This is a genomic window from Virgibacillus salexigens, from assembly GCF_014905415.1.
GTDB lineage: Bacteria > Bacillota > Bacilli > Bacillales > Amphibacillaceae > Virgibacillus > Virgibacillus salexigens.
In genome coordinates this window covers 847,467-873,574 of sequence record NZ_BNEO01000001.1, presented here as the reverse complement: position 1 = coordinate 873,574, position 26,108 = coordinate 847,467, and the positions used below count along the sequence as shown (strand labels likewise).

25 protein-coding genes are annotated in these 26,108 nt (G+C 40.0%); 22 read left to right on the top strand and 3 right to left on the bottom strand.

Annotated features, from left to right (window positions below; translation table 11 throughout):
• Positions 1 to 16: 16 nt before the first annotated feature.
• The 10 genes from JKP73_RS03940 (at position 17) to JKP73_RS03895 (ending at position 11,700) form a co-directional block, all read left to right on the top strand.
• A complete protein-coding gene (locus JKP73_RS03940) occupies positions 17 to 1,321 on the top strand; it encodes an ABC transporter substrate-binding protein (RefSeq protein WP_021289654.1) in 1,305 nt (434 codons plus the stop codon).
• A gap of 75 nt (positions 1,322 to 1,396) precedes the next feature.
• Positions 1,397 to 2,722: a carbohydrate ABC transporter permease gene (locus tag JKP73_RS03935; RefSeq protein WP_021289653.1), complete on the top strand. Its 1,326-nt coding sequence runs from the start codon at positions 1,397 to 1,399 to the stop codon at positions 2,720 to 2,722.
• Between the two features lie 13 nt (positions 2,723 to 2,735).
• Positions 2,736 to 3,557, top strand: coding sequence for a carbohydrate ABC transporter permease (locus JKP73_RS03930; protein ID WP_021289652.1), 822 nt, complete (start codon positions 2,736 to 2,738; stop codon positions 3,555 to 3,557).
• A gap of 45 nt (positions 3,558 to 3,602) precedes the next feature.
• Positions 3,603 to 4,685: a Gfo/Idh/MocA family protein gene (locus JKP73_RS03925; RefSeq protein ID WP_021289651.1), complete on the top strand. Its 1,083-nt coding sequence runs from the start codon at positions 3,603 to 3,605 to the stop codon at positions 4,683 to 4,685.
• Between the two features lie 23 nt (positions 4,686 to 4,708).
• Complete coding sequence (locus JKP73_RS03920; protein ID WP_021289650.1) at positions 4,709 to 5,713, top strand: Gfo/Idh/MocA family protein; 1,005 nt, start codon at positions 4,709 to 4,711, stop codon at positions 5,711 to 5,713.
• Positions 5,714 to 5,739: 26 nt separating this feature from the next.
• Positions 5,740 to 6,462 (top strand): ThuA domain-containing protein, encoded by a 723-nt coding sequence (locus JKP73_RS03915; protein WP_160806777.1) that lies wholly within the window; start codon positions 5,740 to 5,742, stop codon positions 6,460 to 6,462.
• A gap of 5 nt (positions 6,463 to 6,467) precedes the next feature.
• Entirely contained in the window at positions 6,468 to 7,493 is a 1,026-nt protein-coding gene (locus tag JKP73_RS03910) for a Gfo/Idh/MocA family protein (RefSeq protein WP_160806776.1), read from the top strand.
• 11 nt (positions 7,494 to 7,504) lie between these two features.
• The gene (locus JKP73_RS03905; RefSeq protein WP_160806775.1) at positions 7,505 to 8,545 is read left to right on the top strand and encodes a Gfo/Idh/MocA family protein; all 1,041 of its coding nucleotides are present in this window, start codon (positions 7,505 to 7,507) and stop codon (positions 8,543 to 8,545) included.
• Between the two features lie 80 nt (positions 8,546 to 8,625).
• Entirely contained in the window at positions 8,626 to 9,594 is a 969-nt protein-coding gene (locus tag JKP73_RS03900) for a sugar phosphate isomerase/epimerase family protein (RefSeq protein ID WP_160806774.1), read from the top strand.
• A 486-nt stretch (positions 9,595 to 10,080) separates the two neighbouring features.
• Positions 10,081 to 11,700 carry a flavin-containing monooxygenase gene (locus JKP73_RS03895; protein WP_160806773.1) on the top strand — a complete coding sequence of 540 codons (1,620 nt, stop codon included), beginning with the start codon at positions 10,081 to 10,083 and terminating at the stop codon, positions 11,698 to 11,700.
• 55 nt (positions 11,701 to 11,755) lie between these two features.
• On the opposite strand, the gene JKP73_RS03890 is transcribed toward JKP73_RS03895, so the two are convergent.
• Both JKP73_RS03890 and JKP73_RS03885 read right to left on the bottom strand, forming a co-directional pair.
• Positions 11,756 to 12,853 carry a CopD family protein gene (locus JKP73_RS03890; RefSeq protein ID WP_021289644.1) on the bottom strand — a complete coding sequence of 366 codons (1,098 nt, stop codon included), beginning with the start codon at positions 12,851 to 12,853 and terminating at the stop codon, positions 11,756 to 11,758.
• Positions 12,854 to 12,856: 3 nt separating this feature from the next.
• Positions 12,857 to 13,426, bottom strand: a complete 570-nt coding sequence (locus JKP73_RS03885; RefSeq protein ID WP_021289643.1) for a copper resistance CopC family protein — start codon at positions 13,424 to 13,426, stop codon at positions 12,857 to 12,859.
• A 237-nt stretch (positions 13,427 to 13,663) separates the two neighbouring features.
• Between JKP73_RS03885 and JKP73_RS03880 the strand changes: the two genes are divergently transcribed.
• Entirely contained in the window at positions 13,664 to 13,921 is a 258-nt protein-coding gene (locus tag JKP73_RS03880) for a hypothetical protein (protein ID WP_021289642.1), read from the top strand.
• A gap of 68 nt (positions 13,922 to 13,989) precedes the next feature.
• On the opposite strand, the gene JKP73_RS03875 is transcribed toward JKP73_RS03880, so the two are convergent.
• Positions 13,990 to 14,916 (bottom strand): AEC family transporter, encoded by a 927-nt coding sequence (locus JKP73_RS03875; protein WP_021289641.1) that lies wholly within the window; start codon positions 14,914 to 14,916, stop codon positions 13,990 to 13,992.
• A gap of 235 nt (positions 14,917 to 15,151) precedes the next feature.
• Between JKP73_RS03875 and JKP73_RS03870 the strand changes: the two genes are divergently transcribed.
• The 11 genes from JKP73_RS03870 (at position 15,152) to JKP73_RS03820 (ending at position 26,053) form a co-directional block, all read left to right on the top strand.
• Positions 15,152 to 16,327, top strand: a complete 1,176-nt coding sequence (locus tag JKP73_RS03870) for a pyridoxal phosphate-dependent aminotransferase (RefSeq protein WP_021289640.1) — start codon at positions 15,152 to 15,154, stop codon at positions 16,325 to 16,327.
• Positions 16,328 to 16,434: 107 nt separating this feature from the next.
• Positions 16,435 to 16,635, top strand: coding sequence for an alpha/beta-type small acid-soluble spore protein (locus JKP73_RS03865; RefSeq protein ID WP_021289639.1), 201 nt, complete (start codon positions 16,435 to 16,437; stop codon positions 16,633 to 16,635).
• 173 nt (positions 16,636 to 16,808) lie between these two features.
• Entirely contained in the window at positions 16,809 to 17,516 is a 708-nt protein-coding gene (locus tag JKP73_RS03860) for a CoA transferase subunit A (protein ID WP_021289638.1), read from the top strand.
• On the top strand, positions 17,482 to 18,132 hold the full coding sequence (locus tag JKP73_RS03855) for a 3-oxoacid CoA-transferase subunit B (protein ID WP_021289637.1): 651 nt from the start codon (positions 17,482 to 17,484) through the stop codon (positions 18,130 to 18,132). Before JKP73_RS03860 ends, JKP73_RS03855 begins: the two co-directional genes overlap by 35 nt.
• Before the next feature lie 11 nt (positions 18,133 to 18,143).
• Complete coding sequence (locus tag JKP73_RS03850; RefSeq protein ID WP_038242463.1) at positions 18,144 to 19,136, top strand: TAXI family TRAP transporter solute-binding subunit; 993 nt, start codon at positions 18,144 to 18,146, stop codon at positions 19,134 to 19,136.
• Between the two features lie 77 nt (positions 19,137 to 19,213).
• Positions 19,214 to 21,181, top strand: coding sequence for a TRAP transporter permease (locus JKP73_RS03845; RefSeq protein ID WP_160806772.1), 1,968 nt, complete (start codon positions 19,214 to 19,216; stop codon positions 21,179 to 21,181).
• A gap of 2 nt (positions 21,182 to 21,183) precedes the next feature.
• Positions 21,184 to 22,029: a 3-hydroxyacyl-CoA dehydrogenase NAD-binding domain-containing protein gene (locus JKP73_RS03840; RefSeq protein WP_021289634.1), complete on the top strand. Its 846-nt coding sequence runs from the start codon at positions 21,184 to 21,186 to the stop codon at positions 22,027 to 22,029.
• Between the two features lie 14 nt (positions 22,030 to 22,043).
• Complete coding sequence (locus JKP73_RS03835; RefSeq protein WP_021289633.1) at positions 22,044 to 22,826, top strand: enoyl-CoA hydratase/isomerase family protein; 783 nt, start codon at positions 22,044 to 22,046, stop codon at positions 22,824 to 22,826.
• Positions 22,827 to 22,842: 16 nt separating this feature from the next.
• Positions 22,843 to 24,003, top strand: coding sequence for an acyl-CoA dehydrogenase family protein (locus tag JKP73_RS03830; protein ID WP_021289632.1), 1,161 nt, complete (start codon positions 22,843 to 22,845; stop codon positions 24,001 to 24,003).
• A 1-nt stretch (position 24,004) separates the two neighbouring features.
• On the top strand, positions 24,005 to 25,192 hold the full coding sequence (locus JKP73_RS03825) for a thiolase family protein (RefSeq protein ID WP_160806771.1): 1,188 nt from the start codon (positions 24,005 to 24,007) through the stop codon (positions 25,190 to 25,192).
• 102 nt (positions 25,193 to 25,294) lie between these two features.
• On the top strand, positions 25,295 to 26,053 hold the full coding sequence (locus tag JKP73_RS03820) for an IclR family transcriptional regulator (RefSeq protein ID WP_021289630.1): 759 nt from the start codon (positions 25,295 to 25,297) through the stop codon (positions 26,051 to 26,053).
• The last annotated feature ends 55 nt before the right edge of the window (positions 26,054 to 26,108 follow it).

Genomic DNA, 26,108 nt, shown 5'->3' with positions numbered 1-26,108 from the left:
CCAAGGGGGATTTCCATTGAAGTTATCTAAATACTTGCTTCCTATTCTACTATTGATTGGCTTGGCATTTGTACTAATTGCTTGTAGTGACTCTTCATCCGAAGACGAAACTGCTGATCAAAATGGTTCCGGATCAGGTGATGAAGAGGAAGTTACTATCGTTTATGCCCGTGGAGTAGATACAACACCAGCGACAGAAGCACTTATTAAAGCATTTGAAGAGAAGCACCCAAATATTAACGTGAAAGAACAAGAAATGCCGGCAGATACCGGTCAATCGCATGACCAGTATGTAACCGCTTTCAGTTCGCAAAGTACAGAAATTGACGTTTTTAATGCAGATGTGATTTGGCCAGCAGAGTTTGCGCAAGCGAATTATGCTTTAGAGCTAGATCGTTTCATTGAAAAAGATGGAATCAATATGGAGGATTACTTCCCTGGTACAGTTCAGGCGGGTAAATTCGATGGAAAACAATGGGCTATGCCACAATATACCGATGCCGGAATCCTCTACTACCGAACAGATATCGTCGATGAGCCGCCGAAAACATGGGATGATCTTATTGAACAAGCAAATAACCTTAAAGGCGAAAAAGGGACAGAATTTGGTTATTTGATGCAAGCTGCACAGTATGAAGGATTAATTACAAATGCGATTGAGTTTATCGCATCGTATGGTGGAGAAGTAGTTAATGAGAATAATGAAGTCGTTGTCGATAGTCCGGAAACCGTTAAAGCTTTGGAAAAAATGAAAGAAGTGGTTGGTTCTGATTTTGTACCACAGAATATTCTTAATTTCCAAGAAATTGAAACGGAGAATGCTTGGATTGAAGGGAAATCCGTTTTTGCTCGTAACTGGCCATACCTAATGTCTTCTTCCAATGATGAAGAACGTTCTGCAATAAGTGGGAATGTAGAGATGACCACGATGCCAGAAGGGGATGCAGGGAGTGCATCAGCATTAGGTGGATGGATGACGATGATTAATCGTTACTCCGAACATCCTGAAGCTGCTTGGGAGTTTGTAAAATTTATATCTGGACCGGAAGGACAAAAGATTTCGGCAGTGGAGGGCGGCCGTGCGCCAACTATTGAAGCATTATATGATGATCCTGAAATACAGCAGTTAAATTCATTATTTGGGAACCCAGATTTCCGAGAAGTATTGCAAACCGCAGTGCCCCGTCCAGTAACACCAATTTATCCAGAAATCTCAGATATTATGCAAATTGAAATCTCTAAAGTCCTAACTGGTGATCAGAATCCACAACAAGCTGCTACCAATATGCAAACGAAAATGGAAGCTGCGATGAACGAATAAGGAAGGTTAATAAGGCAAGGTGGGCATTCCTCATCTTGCCTTTATAAATAGAGATGTAGGAGAAGGAGGGTTACCATGAAGAGGAAAAAACGCAGCTTTCAATTGAATGAGAAACAACTTGGTTATGCAATGGTTCTGCCTTCATTAATTCTTGTTTTTGTTGTTGTGCTTTGGCCAGTGGCGCAGTCGTTCTGGAATAGTTTATTTGATTATCGATTAAATGATCCGAACCGGTCTGAACTAATGTTAAGTGCCAATATTGATTTAGAGAGATACGTAGATAATCATTTTTATATTAATAGTCAATTAGAGGATTTAGCTTCATCTGTAGAAGGGGAAGCAGCAGCAACTATTACCGACATAAAGGAAAAGATAAATGGGTATCATCAAGAATTAGTAGAAGATGAAGAAACCAAGCAGAAAGTGGAAAAAGTCGATGAATTAATTATGAACTATCAGCCGGTCACGGATTCCGATTTGAAATACCAGAAGATTGATAATGGATTCGCAGACGAATATCGTGATGCTTTAATGAGTTATCAAGATAAATTAACAGGCTTAGCCTCCTCTGTCTCAGATGAAACAGTCAGTGAAAATATTAACCAATCTGCGGATTTACTGGGGGCGACTGGAGAAACCATCTTAAAATCGAACTTCATTGGATTAAAAAACTATGGAAAATATCTACAGGACACACGCATGTGGAAATCCTTGTGGAATACAACGTTCTTTACTGTTGTAACAGTTGCATTGGAGCTAGTGCTTGGTGTTTGTATCGCGTTACTTATTAATCGAGCGTTTAAAGGTAGAGGCCTCATTCGTGCTTCAGTATTAATTCCTTGGGCAATCCCAACTGCTGTGGCTGCCATGATGTGGGGTTTTCTCTATGATGGGCAGTCTGGTATCGTAGCTCATTATTTAGCATCTCTAAATCTAATTCCAGGAGAATCCTGGTTATTATCAACGTCTAATGGAGGAATGTTCTCCATTATCTTAGCCGATGTCTGGAAAACAACACCATATATGGCTTTATTGATACTAGCAGGCTTACAGACGATTCCGAGTTCACTCTATGAAGCTTCCGGCGTAGACGGGGCGAATAAGTGGCAACAATTTTGGAAGATCACCTTGCCATTGTTAAAATCTTCTATTCTAGTAGCTTTACTATTTAGAACGCTGGATGCATTCCGTGTATTTGATTTGATTTATGTATTAACTGGTGGTGGACCAGCGAATGCAACGGAATCCATTTCGGTGTACGCGTATAAAACCTTATTTGCTCAACAAAATTTTGGAGAAGGATCTGTGTTGTCGGTTATCGTGTTCTTATGTGTAGCATTAATCAGTTTCATCTATGTGAAATTGATCGGTTCCGATTTATTTGCAGGTCGAACAAAATGAGGAGGGGAGTAGCATGAACAAACGTGGAAAAATTGGTTTTTATATTTTCTTGATTATCTTTGTATTTCTCGTCATGTTCCCATTCATCTGGGTATTCTTGACATCGATTAAACCAGTAAATGAAATCTTTTCTTCGTTTAAATGGTTTACAAGTAATCCATCACTATCCTCCTATGAGGCTGCTTTAACAAATCGACCATTGTTACGATATATGCTCAATAGTTTTGTCGTATCGATCCTGACAACGTTATTAGCACTTGTTTTTGCTTCGTTTACTGCTTATGCGGTAACAAGGCTGCCAATTAAGGGGAAAGGCCTGATTTTAGGAATTGTCTTAGCTGCGTCAATGTTCCCGCAGATTGCGATCATATCGCCAATGTTTAATCTTGTTACAGGTTTAGGTTTACGTAATAGCTACTTAGGTTTAATAATTCCTTATATTACAATCAGTCTTCCACTTGCAATTTGGATTCTATCTACATTTTTCCAAAAGATTCCTTATGAATTGGAGGAGTCAGCGAAATTGGATGGGGCTAGTCCGTTCCAAACATTTCGTAAGATTATCTTCCCGCTGGCAACACCAGGCATTTTTACTACAGGGATTCTTGTATTTATTGCTGCTTGGAATGAGTATCTTTTCGCATTAACGATTAATAGTGAGGATTCGTGGAGAACAGTACCGGTTGGGATTTCAATGTACCAGAGTGAATTCTCTGTTCCATGGGGGGATATTTCTGCTGCAACAGTAATTGTGACGATTCCAATTGTCATTTTAGTACTGATTTTCCAACGAAGAATCGTTTCTGGTTTGACATCTGGCTCTGTGAAAGAATAGGAGTTCGGATTTAATAAAATTAAACTTTAGAGGATGGTGGAGTATATGACAGAGAAAGTTCAAGTAGGAATTATTGGTTGTGGTGGCATTGCCTTTGGAAAGCATTTGCCGAGTTTATCAAAACTACAGCAGGTAGAGCTCGTTGCTTTCTGTGATGTGAAGAAGGAAAAGGCCGAACAGGCAGCGAAAGAATATGGAGTGGAAGGTTCAAGCGTGTATCAAAACTATCAAGATTTGTTGAAAGATTCAGCGATTGATGTCGTCCATGTTCTTACACCAAATATTTCTCATGCAGAAATTAGTATTGCTGCGCTGCAAGCAGATAAGCATGTCATGTGCGAAAAACCAATGGCAAAAACAGCAGAAGAAGCCAAGGCAATGCTCGAGGCGGCCAATCAATCAAACAAAAAATTAACGATTGGTTACAATAATCGTTTTCGACCAGATAGTCGATATTTAAAACAAGTTTGTGATCGCGGCGACTTAGGAGAGATTTATTTTGCAAAAGCTCATGCGATTCGACGGCGTGCTGTCCCTACATGGGGAGTGTTTTTAGATGAGGAGAAGCAAGGCGGCGGTCCATTAATTGATATTGGAACACATGCACTTGACTTAACATTATGGATGATGAATAACTATGAGCCGAAAGTGGTTATGGGGGCTACGCATCATCAATTAGGAAAGAAAGAGAATGCAGCAAATCCTTGGGGTTCATGGGATCCAAAGGCTTTCAATGTAGAAGATTCCGCGTTTGGATTTATCACAATGAAAAACGGTGCTACCATAATCTTGGAATCTAGCTGGGCATTAAACTCCTTAGACGTAGACGAGGCAAAATGCTCCCTAAGTGGATCTGAAGGCGGAGCTGATATGAAAGATGGTTTGCGCATGAATGGAGAAGAATTTGGAAAGCTTTACACGACGAATGTAGATTTAGGAGCGGGTGGTGTTGCCTTTTATGATGGGGAAACAGAATCTGACGCTGATCTAGAAGCGCGACTGTGGATTGAGTCCATAATCGAAGACAAAGAAACAGTTGTCCAGCCTCAACAGGCTCTCGTAGTGACCCAAATTTTAGAAGCGATCTATCAATCTGCAAAAACGGGGAAAGCAGTTTATTTTGACTAAACAAAAAAAGGGTGGCAATAAGAATGATTCGAGTAGCATTATTAAGTAGATGGCATGTTCATGCTGACGACTATGCAAGGGAAGCAATCGCACATCCAGATTTACAAGTGGAAATGGTTTGGGATGAAGACCCCGATCGTGGAAGGCGATGGGCGAACGAATTAGATGTTGCTTTTGAAGCAGATATTGATCAGGTTTGTTCAAGTCCGGATATAGACGCTGTCATTATTACCACACCTACAGATCAGCATAAGAAAGTCATGTTAAAAGCTTGTCAGTATCAAAAACATATTTTTAGCGAGAAAGTATTGGCTTTCACCATAGAAGATTGTCAGGAGATTATTAAACAGGCAGAAGACGCTGGTATCAAATTAATGCTATCGCTACCAAGGCTTACGGAGAAAGAATTTCTGCAGGCAGATCATGCGCTAAACGAAGGATGGCTAGGGGATTTATCGATGATTCGCTGCCGGCTAGCGCATAATGGAGCAGTTGCTCCAGCTGGAAAAGAAGCAGGCTGGCTGCCAAAGCGTTTCTTTAATAAAGCGCAAACTGGTGGTGGAGCACTAATTGATCTTGGTGCACATCCAATTTATTTAACAAACCGCTTAGCCAAAGATCCGAAGGCAGTTTATGCAAGAATGCAGCCCCAAGTTAGTAAGGATGTTGATGATGCAGCAGTAGTAACCATAGAATACGCTTCTGGAGCATTAGGCGTTGTGGAAACTGGCTTTTTATCATATAGTAGTCCTTTCCAATTGGAACTGTATGGTACAGAAGGTGTTCTACTAGCTGAAGAAGGTCGTATTCGCTTAAAGAGTATCCATTATGGCGACAACCAGTGGATAGAAATTGATGAGCAGCTTCCAGTAGTAGCAACTCCAATGGAGCAGTGGGTAAACGCTATACAAACAGATGAACCAACTTTTATTACTGCTCAAGATATGATGCAATTAACAATGATTAATCAGGCAGCGCGTCACTCCCATCAGGAGGGAAAGCGAATAGAAGTAAGTGATATCAAATAAAATTTACAGACGAAGGGGATATACACATGAAAGTAACCATCTGGAACGAATTTCGTCATGAAAAAGAAAACCCGAAAGTTGAAGAAATTTATCCAAAGGGGATTCACGATACGCTTTCCCAATTTTTAGTAGAGGCGGGCTTAGATACACAAACAGCAACATTAGATGAACCAGAACATGGCTTAACCGATGAGGTATTAGAGGAAACAGATGTCCTTGTTTGGTGGGGGCATAAGGCGCATCATGAAGTAGAGGATACGATTGCAGAGAAGGTAAAAGTACGTGTTCTTGAAGGAATGGGATTAGTAGTTCTTCATTCAGGTCATTTTTCCAAAGTATTTAAGAAATTAATGGGTACAACATGTGATTTGAAATGGCGGGAAGCGGATGATAAAGAACGCTTATGGGTAGTTGATCCGAGTCACCCAATTACAGCAGGAATAGGAGAATATGTCGAGCTCGAGAAAGAAGAAATGTATGGCGAACATTTCGACATCCCTGTTCCAGACGAGTTGATCTTTGTTAGTTGGTTTGAAGGTGGAGAAGTATTCCGAAGTGGTGCTACCTTTAAGCGCGGGCAAGGAAAGATTTTTTATTTCCGTCCAGGTCACGAGACATATCCTACGTATCATAATAATGAAATTCAACGGATTATTACAAGTGGAGTAAAATGGGCGGCGAGTTCGAAAAGTATCAAGCCAACCTATGGTAACAAACAGCCTTTAGAGAAAATAGCAGAGAAGGAGTAGATCACATGGCATCACTACGCGTAGCGATAATTGGCTGTGGAAGTATTGCTAAACATCGGCATTTATTAGAATATCAAGCTAACTCAAAAGTAGATATTGTGGCTGTTTGTGATAAGGTAGAAGAAAGAGTGAACGAGACTGCACAACGTTATCAGGTAAAAGCTTATACGGATTATCAAGCCATGTTAGCCAAAGAGGAACTGGATGCGGTCAGTGTTTGCTTACCTAATTATTTACATGCTCCTGTATCCATTGCAGCATTAGAAGCAGGCTGTCATGTCTTATGTGAGAAACCAATGGCTACAAGCATTCAAGAAGCTGAAGCGATGATCACTGCTACTAAGAAGCGTGGTAAAAAACTAATGATTGGTCATAATCAGCGGTTTGTCCCGTCCCATCAAAAAGCAAGAGAAATGATTGCAAACGGGGAGTTAGGGAAAATCTACAGCTTTCGGACGGCATTTGGTCATGGTGGGCCAGAAGGCTGGAGTATTGATGGCAAAAATAGCTGGTTCTTTAAAAAAGATGAGGCTTTTATTGGATCCATGGGAGATCTCGGTGTACATAAGGCTGACTTAATTCGCTTTCTTCTTGGTGAAGAAATTAGTGAAGTAGCTGCGTTTGTTGAAACAAATGCAAAAACGGACACAGATGTCGATGATAATGCTGTTTGTATGTTAAAAACAGAAAGCGGAATTATCGGTACTTTAGCAGCAAGTTGGGCGTATGTATCTAAAGAAGATAATGCAACAAGAATTTATGGTGAAAAAGGCATTTTGCGTTTAGAAGATGATTCAACTTATTCGTTTATTGTCCACCATGCAGATGGGAACGTGACAAATATTGATCTAGGTGGTATTCAGTCTAATGAGGAAGATGGCCAAACAACGACGCATGTGATTGACCATTTTGTCGACTCAATTTTAAACGATATCGAACCATTGGTTAATGGGGAAGAAGGATTGAAATCACTGCAAGTCATTTTAGCCGCGTTGGAATCAAGTCAAACGAAGACAATAACAAAAATATAGGAAGGTTTGTTATGGATAAATTAAAAGTAGGAATAATTGGAGTCGGTGGGATTGCTCAGAGCAGGCATATTCCAGCTTTCCAAGCGTTAGAAGATCGAGTGGAAATCATAGCAGTGCAGGATGTGAATCAAGATCGCGCCAAAGAAGTAGCTGCAAAATATGACATCCCACGTACATTTGTTCAATATCATGATTTATTTGAGCATGTAAATGCGGTGGTAATTTGTACACCAAATAAATTCCATGCAGAAATTACAGTAGCAGCATTAGAAGCTGGTGTTCATGTCTTATGTGAAAAGCCAATGGCGATGACGACGGAAGAATGTGAGAGTATGATATCGGCAGCGAAGCAATCTGGCAAGCAGTTGGCAATTGCTTACCATTATCGACATACCGATAATGCAAAGCTTGCAAAACAAGCTGTTCTGCATCAGGAAATTGGTGAGCCGCTTGTAACTCGAGTGCAGGCGTTACGCAGAAGAAAAGTTCCCGGCTGGGGGGTCTTTACTAATAAAGAATTACAAGGTGGAGGCAGCTTGATTGACTATGGTTGTCACCTTCTAGATTTAGCGATTTGGCTGTTAGGCGATCCTGAACCGGTGGAAGTGTTGGGAACAACGTACAATCGGCTAAGCAAGCTGCCAAACCAAATCAATGATTGGGGCACATTCGATCATGCAACGTTCGAAGTGGATGATCATGTAACTAGCTATATTACGTTTGACAACGGGATTTCCATGCAAATGGAATGCTCTTGGGCAGCCAACATTAAGGAAGATACGAGACATTTGAGTATTTCCGGTGTCGATGGTGGGTTGAGTCTCTATCCGTTTGAATTGTATCAACCAAAGCTTGGTACTTTTATGCGCAGCGATGCAAAAGTAGAGCATAATGAAACAAACGCTGGCTATATTCAGGCTGAGAACTTTGTAGATAGCTGCTTGGGTCAAGACGAATTAGTCGTGAAGCCAGAACAAGCCTTAAAAGTTACCAAAATCATTGATGCCATTTATCAAAGCAGTGACACGGGTAGCAGTGTGAAGCTGAAGTAATAGTGTTTATAGGGGAAGAGGGCAGCAGCCTCATCGGCCTGTTTCTGATTGGTCATATGTATAGAAAGGTGGAGTAAAAGATGAAATTAGGCGTATTTACTGTTTTATTCGGAGAAAAATCTTTTGAGGATATGCTCGATTATGTGCAAGCGTCTGGATTAGATGCGGTGGAAATTGGCACGGGCGGAAACCCAGGTACAGCTCATTGTAACGTCGATGAATTATTAGCTAGTGAAGAGAAGCGGAAAATATATTTAGATAAAATCCATTCGCGGGGGTTGACGATTAGTGCATTTAGTTGCCATGACAACCCAGTTTCACCAAACCAAGCACATGCTGAATCTTCTCATGAGGCGTTTGTTAAAACGGTGAAATTAGCAGAATTAATGAATGTACCAGTCGTTAATACATTTTCTGGTACACCTGGTTCCAACGAGCAATCTAAATACCCGAACTGGCCGGTTACCCCATGGCCCACTGAATATTCAGACATCCTTGATTGGCAGTGGGAGAACAAGTTAATTCCTTATTGGAAGGAACAGGGCCAGTTTGCAAAAGATCATGGGATAAAGATAGGCTTGGAATTACATGCAGGATTCCTCGTCCATACACCATATACGATGTTGAAATTACGTGAAGCAACGAACGATGCAATTGGTGCTAACTTAGACCCAAGTCATTTATGGTGGCAAGGGATTGATCCAGTTGCGGCGATCAAAATTCTTGGTAAACAAAACGCCATTCACCACTTCCATGCAAAAGATACGTACATTGATCAAGAAAATGTAAACATGTACGGTCTAACAGATATGCAGCCATATAGCAGCGTGCAAAGTCGCGCTTGGACGTTCCGCTCTGTCGGCTATGGGCATAGTGAAAAAGAATGGTCGGATATTGTGAGTGCGCTACGTACGTATGGCTATGATTATGTTATTAGCATTGAACATGAAGATCCAATCATGTCGGTTGATGAAGGATTCCAAGCAGCTGTAAAGAATTTAAAAGATGTAAATATCAAAGAGGCCCCTGCTCAGATGTGGTGGGCATAACAGAGATTAGCATTTCTAAGCTTGTAGAGAAAATCCTTGTTTTTCTACAAGCTTTTTTTTCTTGCCTCCAAGAGTACAGCCCACTCCCTGTTCGAAAGCACGAGTCCCCTTGTGCAAACCTTGGATATTCGCCAAAAGTTAGACATTTTAATAAGTAGCAAAGTAAATCATTCTAGTTGTAATAAATAAAGTGAGCGGTCGAGTGATTTTTAGACAGTCTGTAGGGGATTTATTGAAAGAAAATAGAAGGTAAGTGGAAGGGGCCCCTTTTTTTTCAAAAGAATCGCCACATAAAACACCTTCTCAACTCGAATATCTTAACTGCTGATGAAAGCGTAGGATTAAGGAGTTAGCTTGTTTTCCCTAATGCATGATCTGTGAAGTGAAAGAGATAAAATGCAAGAAGGATAAAATTAGCTTATTTCGGGTATATCAATATGACAGTGCATGAAATATAAATTTATTATGAATGTGAGGTGGAAAATCATGAAAGATAAACAACGAGATCACTTAACCCCTGACTTTGATGCGATTGTCATTGGTGCAGGATTTTCAGGGTTATATATACTTCATCGCTTACGTAAAGCAGGGTATCGCACACAAGTGTATGAAGCAGGTGCTGATGTTGGGGGTGTTTGGTATTGGAATCGATATCCAGGTGCGCGCTGTGATTCGGAAAGCATGTATTATAACTACACCTTCTCTAAAGAGTTGTATAAAGAATGGACGTGGACAGACCGGTTTCCACAGCAGGAAGAGATACTTCACTATTTAAACTATGTAGCAGATAAGTTCAATTTACGAAAAGGTATTCAGTTTAATACAAGGGTAACAGCAGCTCATTATAATGAGGAGCAGCAGCTTTGGCATATTTATACAGACGATGACTCCCATGTGACAACAACCTTTTTCATCTCAGGTGCAGGCTGTTTATCAACGAAGAATGTTCCAAACTTTAAAGGATTAGAACACTTTAAGGGAGCATGGTATCATACAGGAAATTGGCCGCATGAAAACGTAGATTTTACGGGCAAACGTGTTGGTGTAATTGGAACTGGATCCAGTGGCATACAGGCGATCCCGGTTATTGCTAAAGAAGCAGATCATTTAACTGTGTTTCAACGTACCCCACAATATACAGTCCCAGCGAAAAATCATCCATTAGATCCAGAAATAATTAAGGAAGCAAAAGCGAACTATCATCAAATTAAGCGAGAATTACCAGAATCAATCAATGGCGTACTAACAAAAGTCAGTAGACATTCGGCATTAGAGGATGACCCAGAAGAAAGGCAACGGGTCTATGAAGAGGCTTGGCAAGAGGGAGGTTTCTCGTTTCCGTTGGTTTATAAGGATTTAACAAGTAATGAGGCTTCCAACGAAACAGCGGCATCCTTCATTCGACAAAAGATCGAACAGATTGTGGAAGACCCTGAGACAGCTAAGAAACTACAGCCAGACCATTATTATGGAACGAAGCGACCGAACTTAGATGACCATTATTACCAGACGTTTAATCGAGATAACGTAACCCTTGCGGATGTTAATGAAGATCCAATTGCTGAAATTACATCTAAAGGAATTCGTACAACCAGTTCTGATTTCCCACTTGATGTAATTGTTTTTGCGACAGGATTTGATGGGATGACTGGATCCTTATTTAAAATCGATATTCGTGGAAGAAAAGGGGTTGCCTTAAAGGAAAAATGGGAAGATGGAGGCCAGGTACGTACCTACTTAGGATTGGCAACAGCTGATTTCCCAAATTTCTTCATGATTACTGGACCAGAAAGCCCATCTGTCTTAGTGAATATGCCGACAGCAATTGAACAGCATGTGGAGTGGATCGCTGGTTGCTTAGAATATATGCAAAAGCATGGGAAAACAACGGTGGAAGCAAATCCTTCAGCGGAAAAAATGTGGAGCAAGCATTCAAGAGAAATAGCCGATAAAACATTGTTCCCTAAAACCGATTCTTGGTACACAGGAGCTAATATTCCGGGAAAGCCACGATCTTTTTTAATTTATCTTGGTGGATTTGAAGCGTACACACAAATATGTCATGATGTTGCAGCTAAATATTATGACGGATTTACTATGAGCTAAGGCTCGTCATTAGAGAACTTTCGGCTGTCGAATCCTATTGCCCGACAGCCGAATATTAGATGATAATAATACTTTGAATAAACGTAATATACGTCGTTAGTACCAAACATAAGGCGAGCATAAATGACAATGTTGCTGACATTTTTGTCTTGAACACATACATGCTGATAGTAAGACATAGTGCGATGACAGCGAAGAAAATAGTGGAACTATTCCACATGAGTGTTACCTGATTACCATCAATTGGTCCATGGTAAAACATTTCTAAAATCGGAGCATATCCGCTACTTTGGATTAAGTTCTCGATCTGGAATGGGGGTGATTGTTCATTCATTACGCCAGTAACGATAAAGATTAATAAAATTATGAGAAATTCTGCACGTACCCACGGCTTCGGGTTAAATGTAGAATCTGTTGTTAGTTTTTTCTTCATCCAATAGCCATTGATAAAAGCGTAAATAAATAGTGGTAAGATAAATAGATGCTTGATTAGTAAACTTTGACCATAGGATACCAAATAGGAATCAGTATACTGTTGGAAATTAATTATGGCATTCATTAACAACAAGCCACTTATCATAATGAACAGAAAGCAGGCGATAGCTGTTGGGTGAAACCATGTTAAAAAACGATTCCAATTGTGAAGATCCTTGGCGAACCAGCTTACAAGCAGTAAGCAGCCTACCCAAATAATAACAGCGATAAAGTGCATAGCATGAATAAACACACCATATATACCTTCGACCGAACCTGCATGGCTGCTCCATGCAACACCAATTGCAAGGAACACAACAAGCGCAAGACCTCCCCAAGCTGTCTTTTTATCTTGATTATCATCGGTTAAGGTAATATAAAATCCAAGAACAATACTAAGGATGAACGTAAAAAGCCAAGCGTTACCTATTTTAAATGATAATAGAACTGTCTGTGCGGCTGAGCCAAAGCCATATGCCTGTGACAAATGGGTGATAATTTGAATCAATGGGATAAATGATAAAATCGTAATTCCCAAAACAGCCAGAAGTTTAATGGTTGAAGAAATATAAATGGCTGGCTTGCGATTAGTTGGTATAATCGCAAATATATATGCCCCTATTAAAAGGGAAAAACAAAGGTAAAGCAGTGTTTCACTTATGATGGTTAGAAAGAACATGTCTTATTTTTTCCTTTTCAATCGTACTATTACAATGATTGCAATGATTGCAACAACAAGAATAGCAATTAATATCACGTTTGAATTATCTTGTTCTGCTTGGTTGCTTTCAGTTTCATTGGCAGGTGAAACTGTATTATCTTCATCTGTTTCTGCTGCGTCTTCTTCTGTAGGGGCTGTTTCTTCATTAGCCGTATCCTCTTCAACAGATTCCTCTACATCTACAGTAAATGTAATCGAATCCTCCATTGGATGGCCATCTACTCCAATAATCTCCCATCTTGCTGTATACTCTCCATTTTCTAAAGCTTGATCAAACACAGCATGTAATTCTCCATCATCATTAATGCTAATATTGTCAACCTGGGTCAATGTTCCATTGCTGTTTTCTAATTCTAATGTAGCCGTTTGTTCAATAACGGTGTCAAAAGATAATGTCATCTCTTTCATTGGTTCTGTAACCGTAGCCTCTGCTTCTGGATTGGAGCTTGCCAAATGCGTATGTGCAAAAACGGGGGGTGCCATGTATAGGAAAATAGTTGTTGCTACAAATATAGTGATTAGTTTTTTCATTTGATCTCCTCCTAGCTATTTTTTTTCGATTTAAGATTACTAAATTGTGAAGCATTACACAACTATGTTCCTAAAAAAGAAATGACTATTTGGTGAATAGGACGATTTAACTTTCTAAGAAGTTAAACTCTTTGTAAAAAAGGCTTGAGTTTCTTCAGGATCTTAGAAATAATTGGTAAAGATGGTGCGTTGGTTCTACTATGGGAAGTTGTTTCTCTAGATAAGGGAGGAGAAAAAATGGCAGTTCATTTATTATGGAATATCATTCCTTTTGTAATAATAATTGCAACTATCGTTATTATAAGGAAACGTAAGAAAGCGGGCGTAACAGGGATAAAGACGGCATTTACGCCGATGTGCTTGTTAGTATCTGCCTTTGTTAATTATCTTGCTTATTGGTTTGATGTTATGGGCATTATTAGCTGGGCTGTTTCAATATTTTTACTTGTATTGTCTGCTTATTTCACAAAATACTTGCCACAAGGCCAAACATAAGGTGATAGCTCTATGCGATACCCTTGCGAAATGAACCACCCGTGGTCCCCGCGAATGGTTCATTTACTTTACCCAAACAGTATACGTGATAAGTAGATGACGGCAGTAACAGTAATGGTACTGAACAATGTAGAGAAGAGGACAATTTGTGCTGCAAATGTTGGATAATTATTATATTCTTGCGCGATTACGGAACTATTTACTGATGTTGGCATAGCAGATGCGATAAACAATGCTTGTGCGGCAATGCCCTCCATTTGGAATAAGTAAATGATTCCGAGTGCGATAATTGGTCCGATAATCAAACGTATGATTAAACTAAAATAAACCGATGATAAACCTGCACTTAAGCGCAGTTGTGCCACTTGAGCACCTAATGTGATTAATGCAATCGCAATCATTGCATCAGCAATATAATTAGCAGGCACCCAAACAAAAGAAGGCAATGGCACGTGCGTAATATTAAGGATAACGCCTGCCAACATCGCATACAGAACTGGCATTTTAAAATATCCCAGCAATGCTTGCATCTTCCCAATATTCACGGATTGTAGAGAAAAGATCCCGTAAGAAAACAAGAAAATATTCTGTAATGTAAGCACAATTACTTGAATTGACATTGCGAGTGGGTCACTCTTAAATACCAAGTCGTTCACTGGTACTCCATAGTTTCCTGAATTAAAGAACATCACACTATTTGAGAAAGTGGTCGATTTACCTTTATCAAATCCGAGTAATTTTCCAGTTAAACTGCCAATAACGAAAAGAATGAGCACATAAACAATAAAAAAAGCAACGATATGCAAGAGCAATTGGCCAGAGAAATGTGTACTATACAGTTTAACAAAGATAAATCCAGGGACTAAAAAGTAAATATTTAGTTTGGCTAGGGTTTGTAAATTTAGATGAAACTTTTTCTGCATGAAGAAGCCAATACCCATAATAATAAATATCGGTAAAATAATATCTTTAAGTATCGTAAGAAATTCTTCCAACGGTGTTCCCCTCTCTCTTCTTTAGGTGTTGAAAAACAAAGAAGTAACCGCGCCTACTACACTGTTTATCTTCAAATGACTGAATGTATTCCAGCTCATGGATCCGTAATTTTCCAATTGTAAAATATTATCGCACTGGTCTATTCTGCTGTCAAACTACCTAATTAGGAACTTTACAAATTGTTTGATAATAGCTACTATTGATAATTAATATGTGATATGGGGGATGATTGTTGTGCAGCAATTTGCTTTTTCAGATAGTTTAAACCGATTACCACAGCAATTTTTTGCACAGCTTGTACAGAAAGTGAACAAGCTAACCGACGAGGGACATGATGTAATTAACTTAGGACAAGGAAATCCGGATTTGCCTACACCTAATTATATTGTAGAAGAATTAAAGGTGGCAGCAGAAAATCCCGATCATCACAAATATTCTCCTTTTAGAGGACAACCATTTTTAAAACAGGCGATCGCTGATTTCTATAAACAAACGTATGATGTGGATATTGACCCTGCATCTGAAGTTGCTGTTTTATTTGGAGCGAAGACGGGTCTCGTAGAAATCAGTCAATGTTTACTTAATCCTGGTGATTTGGCCTTGTTGCCCGATCCAGGCTACCCTGACTACCTTTCTGGGATTGCCTTAGCCAATGCTCGAACATCGATGATGCCATTAAAGAAAGAAAATAACTTTTTGCCAGATTATCTGGCTATTCCTGATGATATAAAAAACCAAGCAAAGCTTATGTTTTTAAATTATCCGAATAACCCAACTTCAGCTATGGCTTCACAAACCTTTTTTGACGACACGGTAAAAATGGCAAAGAAGCATCGTCTGTGTGTTGTTCATGATTTCGCTTATGGTGCGATTGGCTATGATGGTAAAAAGCCACAAAGCTTTTTGCAATCAGCCGGTGCGAAAGATATTGGTGTCGAAATGTATACCTTATCAAAAACGTATAATATGGCAGGCTGGCGCGTGGGATTTGCAGTGGGAAATGCATCGGTAATAGAAAGTCTGAATTTGATTCAGGATCATTTATATGTCAGTTTATTTGGGGCTATCCAACAAGCAGCACAAAAGGCTTTGCTTAGTGATCAACGTGATGTAACCCACCTCGTGGAAACATATGAAAGACGTAGAAATGCTTTAATCAATAGCTTGCACGCAATAGGCTGGAGGGTAGAACCACCACAAGGAACGTTTTTCGCATGGCTGCCAGTTCCTGAGGGGTATACTTCGGAAACATTTGCTGAATGCTTATTACAAGAAGCACATGTAGCTGTTGCACCAGGAAATGGGTTTGGTGAAGCTGGGGAAGGATATATCCGAGTAGGTTTATTGGCAAGTGAAAAGAGATTAGAAGAAGCAGCAAAAAGGATTGGTAAGTTAAATTTATTTCGATAGCTTTTCCTGTGATTTTTTAACAGGTGTATTTTTAGTGTAACCACGCATAGTAAAAAGGAACAGGTGAAAACTTGTTCTACTACTTTCCCATTAGGAGTGTTTTTCAAATGGCCAATAATAATCGTAATCAATTAGAAGTGCCAAGTGCGGAAAATGCTGTCGATGCCTTAAAGTATGAGATCGCTAATGAATACAATGTCGATCTCGGAGCCGATACAACCGCACGTGAGAATGGATCCGTGGGTGGCGAGATGGTAAAGCGGATGATTAAAATTGCTGAACAAGATCTCGCAAACAGGAAAAAGTAGTAACAAATAGGGAGGATGCTCTATGGAGCATCCTTTTTTTAATGTATGAAGACTTTATTAAAAAATAGGTTGATTTTTCTAATTATTTCGATTAAAATCTAAACAAGCTAAAAAAGGAATGATTATTCCAATATACGGAATATTTTTGCAAGCGTTTTAAGGGAGGAGAATAAATGAATAAAGTAATCAACAAGCGTGAAATCGTGCAGCTCATTCAGGATGGCGATACATTACTTGTAGGTGGGTTTGGTATGTCTGGAACCCCTCTCACCTTGCTTGATGAAATAGCAGCATCTTCAAAGCAACATCTTACCGTCGTAAGTAACAACCTAGGGGAAGTAGGCAAGGGATTGGGAAAACTATTAACGTCTGGCTGCCTGAAAAAAGCAGTAGGTTCTTACTTTACAACCAATCGAGATGCTGTGAAGGCCTGGAACGATGGGTTACTTGAAATTGACCTTATTCCTCAAGGTACGCTAGCCGAGGCGATCCGATGTGGGGGAGCAGGAATAGGAGGTTTTTATACAAAAACAGCTGTTGGAACAAAAATTGCCGAAGGAAAAGAAGAGAAAGTGATTGATGGGGAAAGATATTTGTTGGAGAAATCAATAAACGGAGATGTTTCCTTAATCAAAGCTTTGAAAGCGGATACATTAGGTAATCTTATTTATGACCATACGGCGCGAAATTTCAATCCATCCATGGCAACTGCGGGAAAGGTGGTTATTGCGGAAGTAGATGAAATTGTAGAAGCGGGGGAGCTTTCTCCACTAGATATCGTAACCCCTCATGCGTATATTGATTATCTTGTCCTAAACAAGTATGTGAAAAAGGGAGGTGTGTACGTTGAGCCAATCGGACCGTATTCGTATAGCAAATAGAGTTGCTAGTGAATTAAGTGAAGGGGAAATTGTTAATTTAGGTGTTGGTATCCCAACCTTAATTCCAGATTGCTTAGGGGATAAAAAAGTATTTCTACAGACAGAGAATGGACTCCTGGGAATGGGACCTACACCGAAGGAAGAAGAAGTAAATATGGATTTAATCAGTGCAAGTAAAAAGCCAGTCACGATGGATATTGGTGCTTCCATTTTCGATAGCTCCGACTCTTTTGCGATGATACGAGGAGGGCATGTGGATGTTGCTGTTTTAGGTGCACTTCAAGTAGATCAATACGGAGAAATCGCAAATTGGGCTGTTCCAGGTAAAACAATTTTAGGTGTGGGTGGTGCAATGGATCTTGTAGCAGGTGCTAAAAAAATTATTATAGCAGCCACACATATGTCGAAGTCAGGTGAACCAAAGCTGGTAGAAAAGTTAACCTTTCCTAGTAGTGGCGTGGCTAAGGCAGACTTGCTAGTAACAGAGCATGCGGTTTTTGGGTTTACCAACGATGGTGTAGAACTGGTTGAATTATTGTCGGATATCAGTTTAAAAGATTTACAGCAGATAACTGGTACGACGTTCAAAGTGAAAAAAGCAGAAATAAAAAATTAGGAGGGAAATCTATGCAGAAAATGTTTGGGATGGTTATTAGCTTCTTAATGATTATGGGAGTATTGATAGGTTGCTCAGAAGAGACTGGAAGCACGAAGTCAAACTCAAATGCAGGAGAAGATCTTAGCGAAATATCCTTTGGTTCGGCAACAGTAGGTGGGTTTTGGTATACATTATCAGGTGCGATGTCAGATAAAATGGCTTCCGTGTTTCCGGAATCCTCAACTACAATTGTCGAAGGCGGTTCGGTATCCAACTTACTAGGTCTTGGGCAAGGGACGTTTCATATAGGTTTTAGCAATGGGCAAACCGTACCTGAAGCATTGAATGGGAAAGGAGCATTTGATGAGCCAATAAAAAATGTAAGTACAGTAGCAACACTTTACCCGAATGTTTTTCATATTGCTGTGCGAGAGGATTCGGATATATATAGTGTGGAAGATTTAAAGGGCAAAGTTGTCAGTCCTGGTATCAAAGGATATAGCGGAGAATTGGCATTATTGGATATTTTAGAAATGTCTAATATGAGTTACGACGATTTGGGCGGCGTTGAATATGTCGGAACTGCTGATGGGGCTGATCTTTTGCGTGATGGTCATATTGATGCAATTACAGGAATGTTAGCTGCGCCAGTATCCACATTTCAAGAATTAGATACAACAATGGGACTTCGGTTTATTCCACTTCGTGATGAGGTAATTTCATCGCTTCATGAAAAGAATGAAGGTTATCTGGAATATACAATCGAACCAAATACCTACCCAAGTCAGCCAGATCCAATAAAAACAGTTGCAGGTTATACAGTTCTCCTAGCCAATAATGATTTGATGAGTGAGGATGCCGTCTATAAGTTAACGAAAATGATGGTAGAAAATCGCGACGAATGGGAGAATATTTCATCGGTTATGAGCGACTTTACTGCCGAGTATTCAGTTGAAAAAAATGTTGGTAATTTGCATCCTGGTGCAAAGAAGTACTATAAGGAGATCGGTGTATTGGAGTAAAAGTTAGTGGCAAGGCTGTCAATCTTACATACGTGGGGATTGGTACAGTACATTCTGATCAAAAAGGAGGTTTGAATATGACAGGACAAAACAAATCGGATGTACCTATACAGGGAGATCAAGAGGAAGAGGCAATTCAGAATGAAAAAGTGCGTTTGTTGAAGGGGTATTCTAGCATGATTATCTCCATTGCTGCTATTACAATGTCCCTGTTTCATCTTTACACAGGTCTGTTTGGGGTATTTGAATCGATCTTGCAGCGCGCTGCACATTTAGGGTTTGCGTTAATACTTGTATTTGCCATCTATAAGCCAAGTAGAAAAGCAGCCAAAAATCAATCGATACCGTGGTTTGAATGGATATTTATTGCACTGTCCATTGTATCCTATTCTTACTTTGTAATGCATGCACAAGAAATACAGTCTCGTATGAGTTATATTGAGCAACTAACGCCATTAGAAATGGCTCTTGGTTTTATTGCATGCCTATCGCTTATTGAAGCTACTAGAAGAGTAATTGGAAATACACTTGTCATTCTAATCCTTGTTTGTCTCGTATACGGTTTTTGGGGACATTTGATTACAGGAGAATTGGGGCATCGTGAATTTACTCCAATGTGGATTATTGATCATCTTTTTTATACAGTGTCAGGTGTGTTTGGTACTCCACTGGGGGTTTCAGCAACGTTTATCTTTTTATTTATTCTATTTGGTAAGTTCTTGGAAGTATCAGGAGCAGGAAATTTCTTTATTAATTTATCAGTAGCTGGTATGGGAAAATACCGAGGTGGGCCAGCCAAAACGGCTATTGTAGCTAGTTCGATACTTGGCACAATATCTGGAAGCGCGGTAGCTAATACAGCAACAACAGGAGCATTTACCATCCCATTAATGAAGAAAACCGGTTATAAGAAACAATTCGCTGGTGCCGTTGAAGCTGTATCTTCAACGGGAGGGCAAATCATGCCACCCATTATGGGGGCATCGGCATTTATTATCGCTGCTTACTTAGGAATTCCCTACATGGAGTTGGCGGTTGCAGCCATTATCCCAGCAGTTTTGTATTATCTTTCTTTATTTATTCAGGTAGACCTACGGGCAAAAAGGAATGGATTACATGGGATACAAGATGGTCGTCTACCGAAAACCTGGGATATTTTTAAAAGAGGTTTCCATTTCTTAATTCCTTTAGTAGTTATCGTTGTTTTATTAATTGGAGGAAGTTCTCCAATGAAGGCAGGATTGTATGCAATTATTGCAACGATCCTCGTTGCGGCGATTCGAACAGCAAGCAGGTTGTCAATCAAACAAATTGTGAAAGCATTGGATCTAGGAGCAAAAGCCTCCTTAGAAACAGTAATTGCTTGTGCTTCTGCAGGATTAATCATTGGAATAATCAGCCTCACAGGGATTGGTCTTAAATTTAGTAGTATTATCATCGATCTTTCCGGCGGTGTTCTCATTTTAGCATTGGTATTTACGATGATCACAAGTATTATATTGGGAATGGGTCTTCCAACTGTAGCTGCCTATATTGTTCAAGTTCCCTTGACAATCCCAGCATTAGTAGAGCTAGGAGTAGCTCCAATTGCCGCTCATTTATTTGTTTTTTACTTTGCCGCGTTATCTGCAATCACTCCACCTGTTGCGCTGGCAGCGTTTGCAGCTGCGGGTATCTCGGGTTCAGAGCCAATGAAGACAGGACTAACAGCTATGAGATTAGGAATTGCGGCTTATATTGTACCGTATCTGTTTGTATATGGAGAGCAGTTACTGTTAATCGGCGGGATATCGCAGATCATTCTATCTATTGCAACCGCTGTCATTGGGGTTATAGGAATTGCTAGTGGTGCAGAAGGGTGGCTGCTTAGACATGCATATTGGTATGAACGTGTAATTTTATTTGCTGGTTCGTTACTCATGATTTTTCCTGGGATATACACAGATATCGTCGGTGTAATTACATTATTATTCGTATACCTTTTGCAAAAAAGTGTACGTAAAGATGCACAGGTGGAACAACCTAGTCAATTAAAGGAGATGTGAGTATGAAGCAAGTGGCAGTAGTTGGGGCAGGTATCATGGGAAAAGGAATCGCATACGCATTTGCGGTATCAGGCTATACGGTGATGCTGAATGATGTGAATGACCAAATTTTGCAAGCTGCAAAGACGGATATTGAACAATTGCTTGACCGCAGCTATAACAATGGCTTTATCAATGAGGAAACGATAAGCGAAGCAAAGATGAATATGATCTATGAATCTGATTTAGAGTCAGCTGTTAAACACGTAAATCTAGTAGTAGAAGCAGTGCTGGAAAAAATTGAATTAAAGATCGACATATTTAAAAAACTGGATCATTATTGCAAACGAAGCACGATTTTGGCGACAAATACTTCGACAATGAGTCCAACAGAAATTGCTGCTCAAACAAATCGGCCAGAAAAAGTCGTAGCGATGCACTTTTTTAATCCAGTTCACAAAATGAAATTAATTGAAGTCGTTAGAGGATTAGAAACATCGGATGAAACCGTGGATGTGATTAAAGAGGTTTCGCTTAGTTTAGGAAAAGAAGCAGTTGAGGTGAATGAATTACCTGGGTTTGTAACGTCGCGAATGAACTGCCTGATTGGTAATGAAGCAATGAATATGCTGATGGAAGGTGTTGCTAGTGCAGCAGATATTGATAAAGCAATGAAGCTTGGTCTGAATCATCCAATGGGTCCACTGGAATTGGCTGATTTAGTAGGTTTAGATTCGCGGCTTCGGAATATGGAATACCTTTATCAAACACTAGGGGAAAAATACCGGCCTTCACCGCTGCTTACTAAATATGTAAAGGCAGGAAGGCTGGGCAAAAAAAGTGGGATTGGATTTTACGATTATCGCTAAAGGAAGGGAGAATAATGATGAGCTTTAAAAATATTCAAATCACGGTAGACCATGGCGTTTATTGGTTAATGCTTCATCGTCCAGACTCACGTAATGCACTGAATACAGAGATGCTTTCAGAGATAGAAGCGGCTATAAATGAAGCAGAATCAATACCTGAGGTGCGTGTGATTATTATTCATAGTGTAAGTGAGAAAGCTTTTGCGGCAGGCGCAGACATCAAACAATTATCTAAAAAAACAAGTTTGGATGCGCTTAGCCCAGGAATGCAGGCGCTATATGACAAAATTGAAAGCAGTAAAAAAGCAACGATTGCAGCTGTGGATGGATATGCCTTAGGTGGAGGATGTGAACTTGCAATGGCCTGTGATATCCGAATTGCTACAGAACAAGCAACGTTTGGCTTACCTGAATTAAATCTAGGTATCATTCCTGGTGCAGGTGGTACACAGCGTCTAGCTAGAATCATTGGGAAGGGTAGAGCATTGGACATGATTCTAACAGGAAAAAAGATTAGTGGAATAGAAGCAATGGACATTGGCTTGGTTACCTATTTAGTAGCTACGAATAAAGATTTGTTAGAAAAGGCAAATACGGTCGCATCTCGCCTTTTAAATAGGGGACCAATCGCTATACAACTAGCAAAAATGGCAGTCCATAAAGGCTATGACGTCGATCAATCGACAGCTTTATGGATGGAGAAACTCTCACAGGCAGTAGCCTTTGAAACAGAAGATAAACAAGAAGGTACAAGCGCATTTATGGAGAAAAGAACTCCAACATTTCAAAACAACTAAGTAAAGGGGTTTTATCATGGATTTTCGTTTATCTGAAGATCTCGCGTTTTTAAGAGAAACGGTAAGGAAATTTGTTCGAGATGAAGTAGAGCCATTAGCGATGCAAATAGAAGAGAAGGATCAAATCCCCCAAAAAGTTATCGATCAGTCAAAGGAGATGGGGTTATTTAGCTTAAGTATTCCTGAGGAATATGGCGGATTAGGATTAGATATGGTTGGAAAATGTGCCATTTATGAAGAATTAGGAAAAACTCATAATGGGTTTACCACATTAATTGGAGCCCATACAGGAATAGGTAGTGTTGGGATCGTCGAACTGGGAACAGAAGAACAAAAACAAAAATATTTACCCAAAATGGCGACTGGAGAGTGGATTGGAGCCTTTGCTTTAACAGAGCCAAGTGCTGGTTCAAATGCAGCTAATCTAAAAACAACTGCTGTGAAAAAAGGAGATAAATACATTCTAAATGGTTCCAAGCATTATATTACGAATGCCGTTGATGGTCATGTGTTCACCGTTATGGCCGTAACCGACCCATCCAAGGGTGCAAAGGGGATTACTTCATTTATCGTGGAAAAGGATTTTCCAGGGTTTGTTTTAGGTAATGTGGAGCAGAAGATGGGACTAAGAGGGTCGCACTCTGCAGAATTGTTCTTCGAAGATATGGAAGTGCCAGTCGAAAATGTATTAGGAGAAAAAGGACAGGGATATGTCAATGCATTAAAAATACTTGCTAATGGCCGAGCAGGCTTATCAGCTAGAAATTTAGGATCTTGTGAAAAGTTACTCGATCATTGCTTGGCATATGCCCAGGAACGAGAACAATTTGGGAAACCAATACTTGAAGTACAAACGATACAAAATATGTTAGCAGATATTAGTATGCAAATTGAAACCTTACGTTCGTTAACCTATCGGGTTGCTTGGATGACCGATCAAAAACAACGAGTTGTAAAAGAAGCTGCCATTGCAAAATTATATGGTTCAGAAGTGTATAACAACGTAGCAGATCTTGCAGTACAAATCCACGGGGGAATCGGCTATATGAAAGATTATCCGATTGAACGGTATTATCGTGATGCTCGAATTACCAAAATTTATGAAGGAACATCAGAAATTCAGCGAAACATAATTGCTGGGGAACTAATCCGTGAGTTGAAAAGGAAGGATGGATAGCATGGAAGAATCATTTATTGTTGGTTCCGTACGAACAGCTGTAGGTAAAATGGGTGGGACATTAAAACATATTACAGCGGATTACTTAGCTGAACAAGTAATCCGTGAAGTTCTGGCAAGACATGGCTCTGATGTAGAGGTTGATGAAGTCATTCTTGGGCAGGCGAAACAGAGTGCAGATCAATCGAACCTTGCACGTGTGGCCTTGTTACGCGCGGATTTATCCGTATCTACGACTGGTTATACGGTGCATCGTCAATGTGGCTCTGGTCTGCAAGCGATTAATAATGCAGATATGCAATTAAAGCTAGGACTTGCAAATGCCGTAATTGCTGGAGGGGCAGAAAGTATGAGTACAGCACCATTTTATCTTAGACATGCGCGATATGGCTATCGAGCTGGGAGAGGGCTTTTATTGGATCCAAATACCGAAAGTCAGCCAGGTTCTCAGCCTATTGAAGAATATGGTGATTTGACAATGGGAATGACTGCAGAAAATCTAGCAGAAAAATATCGGATTTCACGAGAGGAGCAGGATGAATTTGCTCATCGAAGTCAGGAGCTAGCGGATCGCGCTATCAAAGAGGGACGCTTCCAACAACAAGTCGTTCCATATGAAGTGAAGGAACGAAAGAGAAAATTAGTATTTGACAGAGATGAGCATCCAAGGCTTTCATCAAAAGAAAAGCTAGCCACACTTCCAGCGGTATTTAAAGAAGGAGGAACTGTAACGCCTGGTAATGCAAGTGGAAGAAATGACGGAGCAGCAGCCCTATTAATGATGAATAAACGGACAATGGATGTTCATGGGCTGAAACCGAAGGCAAGAATTCTCGCACAGGCAGTGAGTGGTGTATCACCTGATATAATGGGGATTGGACCAGTGGAATCAACAGCTAAAGCGTTAAAGCAAGCAGGATTACAAATGAAGGATATCGGATTAATTGAACTAAACGAAGCGTTTGCTGCCCAATCGATTGCTGTAATAAGGGAGGCAGATATGCCAGTGGAGCGGGTCAATGTCAATGGAGGAGCAATTGCATTAGGCCATCCTATTGGAGCAACAGGAGCAGTGATCATGACAAAACTCCTTCATGAAATGGAGCGAACTGGTGAACGATATGGTCTTGCTACACTCTGCATTGGTGGTGGTCAAGGAATATCAACGGTGATTGAATACCTTCACTAAGATAGAGGTGGCACAAATGCCAGCTCTATTAAACTATTTTTTAACGTTAGAATGATTTAAGATAACACTATAGAGCTTATTTTCTATAGGGGGTTACGTAGTATGAGTCAAAGTTTATTGAAGGCAGTTGGATTATTAGATTGTTTTCATTCCAAATCAGAATTAAGTTTAATTGAATTGGTGGAGATGTCCCAATTACCAAAGACAACTGTATTTCGGTTAGTTCTATCTTTAGAAGAAGCAGGGTTATTAGTAAGGGTCAAACGATCCAGTCATGATGTGAAGTATCGCATGGGGCTAAAGCTATTGGAATTAGGTAACCGCGTAAGTGAACAACTGGAATATCGGAAGATCGCCCTGCCATATATGAAGCAATTAAATGAGAAATTAAACGAATTGGTTCATATGGTTGCGATCGAAGGAAATGAGGCAGTCTACGTCGAGAAATTAGATAGCAGTAAACCGGTACGCCTTGTCATTAAAGTAGGAAAAAGATCTCCGCTTTATGCTGGATCGGGTCCGAAGATGTTATTAGCCAGCATGGATGATGCAGTATTAAACAACTATTTAGAACAACTGGAAATACAAGCAATTACTGAAAATACGATAACGAGCAAAGAAGCATTGCTAGAAGAAATAGCCAAGATTCGAGAGCGTGGATATTCCGTCAGTAAAGCGGAGCATTTTAAAGATACGGTAGGTTTTTCCTTTCCGATTAAAAATTATAACGGCACCACCCTGGCCGCGCTTGGGATTAGTATTCCAATAACCGATTACTCGAAAGACAAAGAGGAAGTAATCATCGAAGAAATTCGGAAAACAGCCCAGCATATATCGACGCTATTGGGATATAGCGGGTGAAAGTGGGATAACGGAGAAATTTTGGAGAGAGTGCACACCTGAGATAGAGCACTCG

Coding starts and splice junctions, on each gene's coding strand:
- JKP73_RS03820 (WP_021289630.1), top strand. CDS start 25,295: ATGAGTCAAAGTTTATTGAAGGCAGTTGGATTATTAGATTGTTTTCAT.
- JKP73_RS03825 (WP_160806771.1), top strand. CDS start 24,005: ATGGAAGAATCATTTATTGTTGGTTCCGTACGAACAGCTGTAGGTAAA.
- JKP73_RS03900 (WP_160806774.1), top strand. CDS start 8,626: ATGAAATTAGGCGTATTTACTGTTTTATTCGGAGAAAAATCTTTTGAG.
- JKP73_RS03915 (WP_160806777.1), top strand. CDS start 5,740: ATGAAAGTAACCATCTGGAACGAATTTCGTCATGAAAAAGAAAACCCG.
- JKP73_RS03865 (WP_021289639.1), top strand. CDS start 16,435: ATGGCCAATAATAATCGTAATCAATTAGAAGTGCCAAGTGCGGAAAAT.
- JKP73_RS03890 (WP_021289644.1), bottom strand. CDS start 12,853: ATGTTCTTTCTAACCATCATAAGTGAAACACTGCTTTACCTTTGTTTT.
- JKP73_RS03835 (WP_021289633.1), top strand. CDS start 22,044: ATGATGAGCTTTAAAAATATTCAAATCACGGTAGACCATGGCGTTTAT.
- JKP73_RS03895 (WP_160806773.1), top strand. CDS start 10,081: ATGAAAGATAAACAACGAGATCACTTAACCCCTGACTTTGATGCGATT.
- JKP73_RS03920 (WP_021289650.1), top strand. CDS start 4,709: ATGATTCGAGTAGCATTATTAAGTAGATGGCATGTTCATGCTGACGAC.
- JKP73_RS03935 (WP_021289653.1), top strand. CDS start 1,397: ATGAAGAGGAAAAAACGCAGCTTTCAATTGAATGAGAAACAACTTGGT.
- JKP73_RS03925 (WP_021289651.1), top strand. CDS start 3,603: ATGACAGAGAAAGTTCAAGTAGGAATTATTGGTTGTGGTGGCATTGCC.
- JKP73_RS03830 (WP_021289632.1), top strand. CDS start 22,843: ATGGATTTTCGTTTATCTGAAGATCTCGCGTTTTTAAGAGAAACGGTA.
- JKP73_RS03910 (WP_160806776.1), top strand. CDS start 6,468: ATGGCATCACTACGCGTAGCGATAATTGGCTGTGGAAGTATTGCTAAA.
- JKP73_RS03840 (WP_021289634.1), top strand. CDS start 21,184: ATGAAGCAAGTGGCAGTAGTTGGGGCAGGTATCATGGGAAAAGGAATC.
- JKP73_RS03930 (WP_021289652.1), top strand. CDS start 2,736: ATGAACAAACGTGGAAAAATTGGTTTTTATATTTTCTTGATTATCTTT.
- JKP73_RS03905 (WP_160806775.1), top strand. CDS start 7,505: ATGGATAAATTAAAAGTAGGAATAATTGGAGTCGGTGGGATTGCTCAG.
- JKP73_RS03845 (WP_160806772.1), top strand. CDS start 19,214: ATGACAGGACAAAACAAATCGGATGTACCTATACAGGGAGATCAAGAG.
- JKP73_RS03880 (WP_021289642.1), top strand. CDS start 13,664: ATGGCAGTTCATTTATTATGGAATATCATTCCTTTTGTAATAATAATT.
- JKP73_RS03860 (WP_021289638.1), top strand. CDS start 16,809: ATGAATAAAGTAATCAACAAGCGTGAAATCGTGCAGCTCATTCAGGAT.
- JKP73_RS03850 (WP_038242463.1), top strand. CDS start 18,144: ATGCAGAAAATGTTTGGGATGGTTATTAGCTTCTTAATGATTATGGGA.
- JKP73_RS03885 (WP_021289643.1), bottom strand. CDS start 13,426: ATGAAAAAACTAATCACTATATTTGTAGCAACAACTATTTTCCTATAC.